Origin of the sequence: Streptomyces parvulus, from assembly GCF_014648855.1 — a bacterium.
Taxonomy (GTDB): domain Bacteria; phylum Actinomycetota; class Actinomycetes; order Streptomycetales; family Streptomycetaceae; genus Streptomyces; species Streptomyces parvulus.
Genome location: NZ_BMRX01000034.1, coordinates 1 through 10825 on the forward strand (window position 1 = coordinate 1; position 10825 = coordinate 10825).

General features: G+C 72.2%; 4 protein-coding genes. All 4 read right to left on the minus strand.

Annotated elements, in window-relative coordinates; all coding sequences use genetic code 11:
* The coding region (locus IE108_RS34350; RefSeq protein ID WP_189397838.1) for a non-ribosomal peptide synthetase at positions 1 to 6802 on the minus strand (6802 nt) is incomplete at its 3' end.
* A 178-nt stretch (positions 6803 to 6980) separates the two neighbouring features.
* On the minus strand, positions 6981 to 8093 hold the full coding sequence (locus IE108_RS34355; protein ID WP_064732240.1) for a 3-methyl-L-tyrosine peroxygenase-related protein: 1113 nt from the start codon (positions 8091 to 8093) through the stop codon (positions 6981 to 6983).
* Positions 8094 to 8160: 67 nt separating this feature from the next.
* Positions 8161 to 8997, minus strand: coding sequence for a siderophore-interacting protein (locus IE108_RS34360; RefSeq protein ID WP_064732241.1), 837 nt, complete (start codon positions 8995 to 8997; stop codon positions 8161 to 8163).
* A gap of 19 nt (positions 8998 to 9016) precedes the next feature.
* The coding region (locus tag IE108_RS34365) for an alpha/beta fold hydrolase (RefSeq protein WP_189397839.1) at positions 9017 to 10825 on the minus strand (1809 nt) is incomplete at its 5' end.

Genomic DNA, 10825 nt, shown 5'->3' on the forward strand with positions numbered 1-10825 from the left:
TCGGCGTCCCGGTCGAACCCGAGGTGTACATCACGTAGGCGAGCTGCTCGGGCCGGCTGCCCACACCCGGGTCCGTGAGCGGGAACCCGGCCGAGTCGCCGGCGTCGTCCACCGTGACGACGACCGGGACCTGCGGGACACCCCTGCCGCGTGTGGCGGTGTCGGTGAGCAGCACGCCCGCCGAGGTCTCGTCGACGATCCACTGCATCCGCTCGCGCGGGTAGCCGCTGTGCAGCGGCAGGTAGAACGCCCCGGCCTTCAGTACGGCCAGCAGGGCGACGACGACGTCCACGGAGCGTTCCATCAGCACCGCGACCGGCGCCTCCGGACCCACTCCCGCATCCAGCAGCCGGTGCGCCAGAACGTTGGCCCGCTCATCCAGCTCGCGGTACGACAGCTCCCGCCCCGCACACCGCACCGCCACCGCGTCCGGCGACCGCACCGTCTGCGCCGCGAAAGCCGCGGGCACCGAAGCGGCCCCGAGCCCCGCACCCGGCACCACCGCCCCCGACCACGACTCCAGCAACCGCACCCGCTCGTGCGGATCGATCACGTCGATCCGGCCGATGGTCTGCTCCGGGTCGGCGACGACGGATTCGAGGACGCGGACCAGGCGTGCGGCCAGGCGTGCGACGGTCTCCCGGTCGAACAGTTCCGTGGCGTAGGTGACATACGCGCGGACCGGCCCGGGAAGGCCTTGATCGGTGTGCCGCACGAGGAAGTTCAGCGACAGGTCGAACTTCGCGCTCTGCTGTTCCCCCACGATCTCCCGGACGGTCAGCCCTGGCAGGTCCAGGGAGTTCCCCTCGCCGGTCTGAACGTTGAGCAGGACCTGGAACAGCGGGTGGCGGGCCAGTGAGCGCCTCGGATTGACCGCCTCGACCAACCGGTCGAACGGCACGTCCTGGTGGGAGTACGCGGCCAGGTCGGCCTCCCGGACCTTGTCGAGCAGTTCCAGGAACGTCGGATTCCCCGAGGTGTCCGTGCGCAGGACCAGCGTGTTGACGAAGAAGCCGACGAGGTCGTCCAGCGCTTCGTCGGCGCGTCCCGCGACCGGTGTTCCGATCGGGATGTCCGTGCCGGCACCCAGCTTCGTCAGGACCAGCGCCAGGGCGGCCTGCGCCACCATGAAGGTGGTGGTGCCCGTCGTCCGGGCCAGGTCGGACATCCCGCGGTGCAGGTCCGCGTCCAGGTCGAAGAAGACCGACTCGCCGCGGTAGCCGGCCACCTTCGGCCGGGGACGGTCGAAGGGCAGCTCCAGCTCGTCGGGGAGTCCTTCCAGCGCCCGGGTCCAGAAGGCCAGTTGCCCGTTGACCAGCGAGTGGGGGTCTTCCTCCGTGCCGAGGAGTTCGCGCTGCCACAGCGTGTAGTCCGCGTACTGCACCTCAAGCTCCGGCCACGACGGTTCTAGCCCCTGGAGGCGGGCACGGAAGGCGGTCTCCAGATCACGCCCGAGCGGGCCCATCGACGCACCGTCGCTGGCGATGTGGTGCATGACCAGGAGCAGTACCCGCTCACCGGGGCCGACGGTGAACAGCGTGGCCCGCAGCGGCAACTCGGCGGACAGGTCGAACAGGTGCCTCCCCGCGTCCCGCAGCACCGCGTCCAGCTCGTCCGCGGCGCAGCTCACCCGGTTCAGCTTCACGTCGGCGGCATCCTCGCCCAGGACCACCTGGACCGGGCTGCCGTCCAGCTCGTGGAAGACCGTGCGCAGGCTCTCGTGCCGTGCCACCACGTCGCCCAGCGCCCGTTCGAGGACGTCGGCGTCGAGTTCGCCGGTGATCCGGAAGGCCACCGGGACGTTGTAGGTGCTGCTCGCCTCTTCGAGCCGGTCGAGGAACCACAGCCTGTTCTGCGCCGGGGACAGGGGCACGCGCTCCGGGCGGGTCCGCGCGGTCAGCGCCGGCCTGGCCGCGGCCGCTTCGCAGACCCGGCCGGCGAGGGCGGCGACGGTGGGAGCGTCGAACACGTGGCGCACCGCCAGTTCCACTCCGAGGACGGAGCGGATCCGGCCGGCCAGGCGGGTGGCGAGGAGGGAGTGGCCGCCGAGCTTGAAGAAGTCGTCGTCGACGCCGACCGCGGGCACGCCCAGGATCTCGGCGAACAGCCCGCACAGGATCTCCTCCCGGGCGGTGCGGGGACCGCGCCCGCCCGCCGCCGTCACCTCGTACACCGGCGCCGGCAGGGCCCGCCGGTCGAGCTTGCCGTTGGTGGTCAGCGGAAGCCGGTCGAGCACCACGAAGGCCGAGGGGACCATGAACTCCGGGAGCAGGCCGCCCACATGGACGCGCAGGGCGTCGGTGTCCACCTCGGTCCCGGCCTCGGCGACCACGTAGGCCACCAGCCGCTTGTCACCCGGCCGCTCCTCCCGGACCACGACCGCGACCTCCGCCAGGCCCGGGAAGCGGCCCAGCACCGACTCGATGCCGCCCAGCTCCACCCGCAGCCCGCGGATCTTCACCTGGTCGTCGACCCGGCCCACGAACTCCAGCAGGCCGTCGGCACGCCACCGCACCACGTCGCCGCTGCGGTACACACGGGCCCGGGGATCGTCGGAGAAGGGGTGCCCGACGAACCGCTCCGCGGTGAGCTCCGGGCGGTTCCAGTAGCCCCGGGCCAGTCCGGGACCGCCCACCCACAGCTCGCCGGGAACGCCCGGGGGGACGAGCGCACCGTTCTCGTCCACGACGAACACCTCCGTGTTCGCCACCGGCAGGCCGATGGGCATCTGCCCGTTCCGGGGGACGTTGCGGTCCACCCGGTAGCTGGTGGTGAAGACTGTCGCCTCACTGGGCCCGTAACCGTGGATGAGCCGCTCCGGCGCCCACGGACCGTCCACGAGCGCGTCCACCACGGGCCGGTCGATCGCCTCACCGCCGTAGAAGACGGACGTGACGCCGTCGAGGAGGTCGGGGCAGTCCTGGAGGTGCTGGCGCAGGAGGGGTGCCGTCAGCCACATCAGGGTCACCTTGTGGCGACGCAGAGCGGTCTTGAGCGTGGCGGCGTCGAGGAGCACCTCCTTGTCCATGACCGCCATGGCGGCCCCGGACGTCAGCGCCGGCCAGCACTCGAAGGTAAAGGCGTCCCAGGAGAAGTTGGAGGGCTGGGCCACGACGTCGCCGGGCCCGAGCCAGGCGAACAGGTCGCTGTCGACGATCCGGCAGAGCGAGCGGTGCTCGATCATGACGCCCTTGGGGGTGCCGGTGGAGCCGGAGGTGAAGATCACGTGGGCCAGGCTCCCGGGGCCGGCCGGCGCGCCGGGATCCGTGTCCGGGCGGGCGGCGATCTCGTGCCAGTCCTGGTCGATGAGCAGCCGCTCGGCGGAGGTGCCGCCCAGCCGGTCCTGGAGCGCGGCCTGGGTGACGACCAGCGGGGCGTTGACGTCCGCCACCATGAACTCCAGTTGGTGGACCGGGTATTCATGGTTGAGCGGCACATAGACTGCGCCCGCCTTCAGGACGCCCATGACCGCCACCACCGCGTCGAATCCCCGCTCGACACAGATCGGGACCAGCTGCTCCGGGCGCACGCCGAGGGCGATCAGGTGGTGGGCGAGCCGGTTGGCCCGCGCGTCCAGCTCGCCGTACGTCAGCACGTCCGTGCCGCGGAGCACCGCCGGCGCGTCCGGGGTGCGGGCCGCCTGCTCCTGGAACAGCCGGTGCAGGGTGGTGTCGTCGGCGTACGGCACCGCCGTGTCGTTGCGCTCGACGAGGAGCTGCCGGCGCTCCTCGGGGGAGAGGAGGTCGATGCGGCTCACGGAGAGTTCCGGGTCCTCGGCGACCGCGGCGAGCAGCCGCGTGAAGCAGGCGGCGATCCGCTCCGCGGTGTCCGCGGTGAACAGGTCGAGGGCGTACCCCAACCGTCCGCGGATGCCCTCGGCGGCACCGTCCCCGGCGTCCCGCTCGAAGAGTTCGAGGGTGAGGTCGAACTTGGCGACGTCGGTGTCGCCCAGGCTCACGTCCCCGGTCAGCTCCGGCAGGTCCAGCCGGACGGACGTGTTGTTCTGCATGGCCAGCAGCACCTGGAAGAGGGGGTGCCGGGCACTGGAGCGCACGGGGTTGAGTTCGTTCACCAGGAGTTCGAAGGGGACGTCCTGGTGGGCGAAGGCCTCCAGCGACACCTCCCGCACCCGGGCCAGCAGCTCCCGGAAGGAGGGGTCGCCGGAGGTGTCGGTCCGGATCACCAGGGTGTTCACGAAGAACCCGACCAGGTCGGCCATCGCCTCGTCGGTCCGGTTGGCGACGGGAGTGCCGACCGGAATGTCGTCGCCCGCGCCCAGCCGGGAGAGCAGCGCGGCGAAGGCGGCCTGCATCACCATGAACAGGCTGACCCGGTGGGCGCGGCCCAGCCCGGTCAGGCGCCGGTGCAGCTCCGCGTCCAGCTCGAAGGAGACGGTGCCGCCGCGGTGGCCGGCGACGTCCGGCCGGGGGTGGTCGAAGGGCAGCTCCAGCTGGTCGGGGACGCCGTCCAGGGCCCGGCCCCAGAAGGCCAGCTGCTCGCTCACCAGGGAGCGGGGGTCTTCCGGCGTGCCGAGCAGCTCGCGCTGCCACAGCGTGTAGTCCGCGTACCGCACGGGCAGCGCGGGCCACGTCGGCTCCGCGTCCGCACACCGCGCCGCGTAGGCGCGGCCCAGGTCACGGGTCAGCGGAGCCAGTGACCATCCGTCGAACGCGATGTGGTGCGTCAGCAGGAACAGGACGTGCTCGGTCGGCGACAGCGCGAACAGCCGGAAGCGGACCGGCGGGTCCACTCCCAGGTCGAAACGCTCCCCGGCCAGGTCCGAGACCGTCGCGCGCAACGCGGTCTCGTCGGTCTCCACGACCTCGAAGTCCCGCAGGGCCCGTTCCGCCGGCAGGACCCGCTGGAACGGCACCCCCCGCGCGTCCTCGGGAAAGACGGTGCGCAGGGTCTCGTGCCGGTCCACCACGTCCTCGAGCGCGGACCGCAGCGCGGCCCGGTCCAGGGGCCCCGAAAGACGCACGGACATGGGGAGGTTGTAGGTGGCGCTCGTCTCCTGGAGCTGGTCGAGGAACCAGAGCCGGCTCTGCGCGGGGGAGAGGGGGATGTGGTCCGGGTGGGCCCTCCGGGTGAGCGGAGGCCTGGCCGCCGCCGCTTCGGCGACCCGTTCGGCGAGAGCCGCGACGGTGGGGGCCTCGAACACGGTGCCCACCACGAGCTCCGCCCCCAGGGCCGACCGGATGCGGCTGACCAGCCGGGTGGCGAGGAGGGAGTGGCCGCCGAGTGCGAAGAAGCCGTCGTCGATGCCGACGGCGGGCACGCCCAGGACCTCGGCGAACAGCCCGCACAGGACCTCCTCGCGCGCATCGCGCGGTCCGCGCCCTGTTCCGGCGGCCGCCGACCGGTCCGGAGCGGGGAGGGCGCGCCGGTCCAGCTTGCCGTTGGTGGTCAGCGGGAGCCGGTCCAGGACCACGAAGTCCGACGGCACCATGTACTCCGGCAGCCGGTCCGCCACCCGCGCGCGCAGGGTCTCGACGTCCACCGCGTCGCCGTGGCCGGGGTCGGCGACCACGTAGGCCGTCAGGCGCTTGGCGCCCGGCCGGTCCTCGCGGGCCGTGACCGCGACCTGCGACACCCCCGGAGAGCGGCCCAGTACGGCCTCGATCTCGCCGAGTTCGATGCGGAAGCCGCGGATCTTGACCTGGTCGTCGGCCCGGCCGACGAACTCCAGCACACCGTCGGCGGAGGAGCGGGCCAGGTCTCCCGTGCGGTACATGCGGCTGCCGGGAGGACCGAAGGGGTCGGCGACGAAGCGCTCCGCGGTCAGGTCCGCCCGGCCGTAGTAGCCCCGGGCCAGGCCGGCACCCGCCAGATACAGCTCCCCGGTCACCCCCGCCGGGAGCGGCGACAAGCCCTCGTCGAGGACGTGGGCGCGCATGTCGTCCAGCGGACGCCCGATCGGCAGCGGCGCCGGCAGCTCGCTGCCGAGCCGCCACGGGTGCTGTGTCGCGTACAGCGTGGTCTCGGTGGGACCGTACGCACTGCGCACGACGATGCCCGGGCAGTGCTCGACGACGCGGCGCACCGCCGTGGGTGAGACCACGTCACCACCGGTGATGACCTCGCGCGCGCCGGCGAAGCAGCGCGGGTCCTCCTCCGCCATCACCTGGAACAGGCCCGCGGAGACGTCCAGGGCGGTGATCTCCTCCTCGGCGATCAGCCGGCCCAGCGCGGCCACGCTCGGCTCGCCCTCCGGGGTGATGACGGTGAGCCCGCCGTGCAGGAGCGGCACCCACAGGCCGTATATCGAAGGGTCGAAGGCGTACGGAATGACCATCAGGACCCGGTCGTGCGCGCCCGGCTCGAACATGCTGTCCACGACCAGGTCGAGGACGTCGCGGTGGGTGACCGCCACCCCCTTGGGGCGTCCCGTCGAGCCCGACGTGTACATCACGTACGCGAGCTGCTCGGGCAGGCTCTCCACACCCGGGTCGGTGACCGGGAACCCGGCCAGGTCCGCGTCCTCGTCCACCGTCACGACCACCGGTGCGACCGGCAGGCCCCTGCCGCGCGTCGCCCGGTCGGTCAGCAGCACGGGCGCCGAGGTCGCGTCGACGATCCACTGCAGCCGCTCCAGCGGATAACCGCCGTGCAGCGGCAGGTAGAACGCCCCCGCCTTCATCGCCGCCAGCAGGGCGACGACCAGGTCGACGGAGCGTTCCATGAGCACCGCGACCGGCGTCTCGGGGCCCGTCCCCAGATCGAGCAGCCGGTGCGCCAGCCGGTTCGCCCGCTCGTCGAGCCGCCGGTACGACAGCTCCCGTCCGGCACACCGCACCGCCACGGCATCCGGAGTGCGATGCGCCTGCGCCGCGAAAGCCGCCTGAACCGACGCGCCGGCCAGGGCCGTGTGGAGCTCGGACGGCCGGACGTCGGCAAGATCACCAGCATGTGCGGCACGCATCGCCAATCACTCTCTTTCGAAGTCGAGCATTCGGTGTCGGGATCGCGGGGACTCGCGACTACTCGGGGGCGCGGTCCGGCGTGGCGGCACCGAGCCGTCGGTCGCGGAACCGCTGGAGGATCTCCACGGCGGGAACCCGGGACCCGGGCGTGCGCAGGCTCGGTTCACGGTCGCCGCCGAACCGCGAGCAGACGGAGATGTGGGCGGCGTAGGCCGTCGACATCGCGTCGAGCAGCATCCCGTAGGACTTGTCGACCGCCGGCGCGGGTGACGCGACCAGCGGCTTGACCCGGTGGATCAGCTTGAGGAGTATCCGGTGGTCGCGCAGCTGGAGGCCGCTGAACTTGGCGTTGATGTGCGGCGGCATCATCGCCGGACGGACCGCGTCCGCGTAGTGCGAGCGCGTGAAGTCGCCGGCGTACCGCAGCGACGCGCCGGACCCGGTCATCAGCACCGTGGCGTCCTCCAGCAGCCGGCAGGCGCCGTCGATGTCGTCCGGATCCTCCCGGAGGCATTCCTCCAGGCAGCCGACCGAGACGATCAGCGCCTGGATCAGCGCGAAGAACACCTGGTGACCGAGTCGCCAGCGAACGAGGGGATCCCCGCCCGCACGGCCGGTCCGCGGGCAGGTGCCCCGCGGACGGGCACGGGCGGCGTACTCGAACGGGGTGCCGGCCACGCCGATGCGCCACAGCAGGTGGAAGGTGGTCCAGAACGCGTCGCGCAGTTCGGCCCGTTCACCGTCGCTGAGGCTGATCCCGGCCGACAGGGCGTCGTCGAGCTGGCTGCGGAGGGCCTCCAGCATCGTGTACGTGAACGTCTCCACCGAGTCCCCGGCGACCCTGACCGCGCCGAAGAACAGGTCGTGCTCCTCGTAGAGGTCCTCCGGCAGGGACTTGCGCTCCGCGTCGGTGTAGCCGGTGGCGGCGGCCGGCGGGGCCAGACAGTCCAGGGCCGCGTCGACCGCGGCCAGCGCGTGCCGGTCGGAGTCCTGCGGCGTGACGCCGATGACGGTCCGCAGGGCGTCCGCGGTGCGCTGGTTCATCGTGCCCGCGACGGCGCGCCGCGTGGCCGGCAGCCGCTCCGCCTTCAGCAGGTGCAGCGGCGGGACATCCGGGAAAGCGGCCGTCTCCTCATCGTGGTCCTGTACTTCAACGTCTGCAGCACGCATGGCCAAGCACTCTCTTTCGCTGTCGAGATCGCGCACATGTCGGTCGCCCGCGCGGAAAGGCCGAGGGCTACGCCGCGGGCGCGTCCTCCACGTCGCGGTTCCACTCGGACTTCGTGGACTGCCAGCCGTCCTCGTCGGCTCCGCGTCGCCAGTAGCCGGAGATGGACAGCTGATCGCGGGTCAGGCCGCGCTCCAGCCGGAGGTGATGGCGAAGTCCCTTCACCGTGTGCGCCTCGCCGTGGACGAAGCCGTGCACCGTCCCGGCGGGGAAGTCGAAGCCGGAGACGGCCTCCCGGAGCGCGTCGCCGATCTGCCGCTCCCCGCGGTGCAGCCAGGTGATCTCCGCGTCGGCCCGGGTCTGGATCTCCTGCTCCTCTTCCGGGCCGGAGACCTCGATGAACGCCTTGGCGACCGCGCCCGCCGGCAGGGCCTCCAGGGCCGCCCCGATCGCCGGCAGGGCGCTCTCGTCCCCGGCGAGCAGATGCCAGTCGGCCTCCGCCCTGGGCGCGTAGCCGCCGCCGGGACCGATGAGGTGGATCTCCTCGCCGGGCTTGACCGTCGCGGCCCACGGGCCGGCCAGACCGCGGTCGCCGTGGTGGACGAAGTCCACCGACAGCTCGCCCGCGTCCGGGTCCCACCGCCGCACCGTGTACGTCCGGGTCCTGGGCCACTGGTCCCGGGGGAAGTCCCGGCGGATCGCCGCGAGGTCGAAGGGCTCCGGGTACCGCACCCCCTCCAGCGGGAAGACCAGCTTGACGTAGTGGTCGGTGTACCGCCCGGCGCTGAACTCCTTCAGGCCCTCACCGCCCAGCACGACCCTGGCCATGTGCGGGCTCAGCCACTCGACGCGCAGTACCCGCCCCCGGTGCAGCCCCGGCCTGTCGGACTTCGTGTTGTCGGACATCAATGGCTCCTCGCCTGCTTCATTTCGTGGGAACTGCCAGCGCCTGGGCCAGGACCGGAGCGATGCCCGCGAGCGCCTCGGCGCTCATCAGCCGCATGTGCTCGAACGGGGCCACATGTGTCTCGATGCGGCCGCTCACATACGGTTCCCAGGTCCGCCCGAGTCCGGTGGCCGTGCCGTTCCGTCCGCCCGCCTCGACGAAGAGCATGTCGCCGTCGTACTTCTCGGGCGCCGTCGCCCGGCTGATCCTGAGGTTGTTCTCCGTGATGTCGATGAGAGCGGCGACGGTCCGCTCCCCGAGGCTGGCCAGTGTGCCGCCATGGGCCTTGAGAATCTCTAGGATGCGCGGCATCCCGATCGGCCCGTCACCCGGTTCGGCGTGGAAGGCCCCGATCCCGTCGAACGCGAGCTCCAGGAGATCGCGCTGGGTGCGCGTGCCGTCCGAGCTGGCGTGACCGTCCGTACCGGCGTCGACGACGGCCAGCAGGGAGACCTCCTCGCCCTCCTGCTTGAGGCGGGCCGCCAGGTTGTGGGCGACCTTGCCGCCGAAGGACCAGCCCAGGAGCGCGTACGGGCCCGAAGGCTGGATCGCCCGGATGCGGCCGAGGTAGTCCTCCACCATCTCGTCCAGATCGGCGGGGAGAGGCTCGTCCGCGGCCAGGCCGCGGGCCTGGAGCCCGTACACCGGGTGCCCCTTGGGCACGTAGCGCAGCAGCCCGGCGTAGCACCAGGCCATGCCGCCTCCGGGGTGCACGCAGAACAGCGGGGAACGGCTGCCGGCCGGCCGCAGGTTCAGGACGGGCTCCAGTGCGCTGTCCTGCTCCTCGCCGGCCGTCTGACCCAGGTTCGACAGTGCGGCCACGGTGGGGGTGTTGAGCAGACGGTGGATCGAGAGCCGCACGCCGAGGATGGCCCGGATGCGGCTGACGAGGCGGGTGGCCAGGAGGGAGTGGCCGCCGAGTTCGAAGAAACTGTCGTCGATGCCGACGGCGGGCACGCCCAGGATCTCGGCGAACAGGCCGCAGAGGATCTCCTCGCGCGGGTTGCGCGGTCCGCGTCCGGTTCGGGCCGCCGTCGTCGGGTCGGGCGCGGGGAGGGCGCGCCGGTCCAGCTTGCCGTTGGAGGTCAGGGGGAGTTGGTCGAGGACGATGAAGGCGGTGGGGACCATGTACTCGGGGAGCAGGCCGGCCGCGTGGGCGCGCAGCGCCTCGGTGTCCACGGTGCCGTCCTCGGCGGAGGCGACGAGGTAGGCGGCCAGGCGTTTGTCGCCGGGCTGGTCCTCGCGGGCGATGACGGCGACCTGGGCGAGTCCGGGATGGCGGCCCAGTACGGCCTCGATCTCGCCGAGTTCGATGCGGAAGCCGCGGATCTTGACCTGGTCGTCGGCCCGCCCCACGAACTCCAGCAGGCCCTCGGCCGACCAGCGGGCCAGGTCACCCGTGCGGTACATACGGCCGCCGGGAGGACCGAACGGATCGGCGACGAACCGCTCCGCCGTCAGATCCGCCCGCCGGTAGTAGCCCCGCGCCAATCCCGCACCCGACAGATACAGTTCCGCGGTGGTTCCGACCGGTGCCCGCGACAGCGAGTCGTCGAGGATGTAGGCCTCCATGCCGTCCAGCGGACGACCGACGGGTATGGGTGCGGGCACGGTGTCGGTCGCCGTCCAGGGGGCCTGGGTGGCGAAGAGCGTCGTCTCGGTGGGCCCGTAGGCGCAGCGCACGACAGTGGTGGGGCAGTGTTCCAGGACGCGGCGGACCGCGGTCGGCGAGATGACGTCACCACCGGTGATGACCTCCCGCACCCCCGCGAAACAACCCGGGTCCTC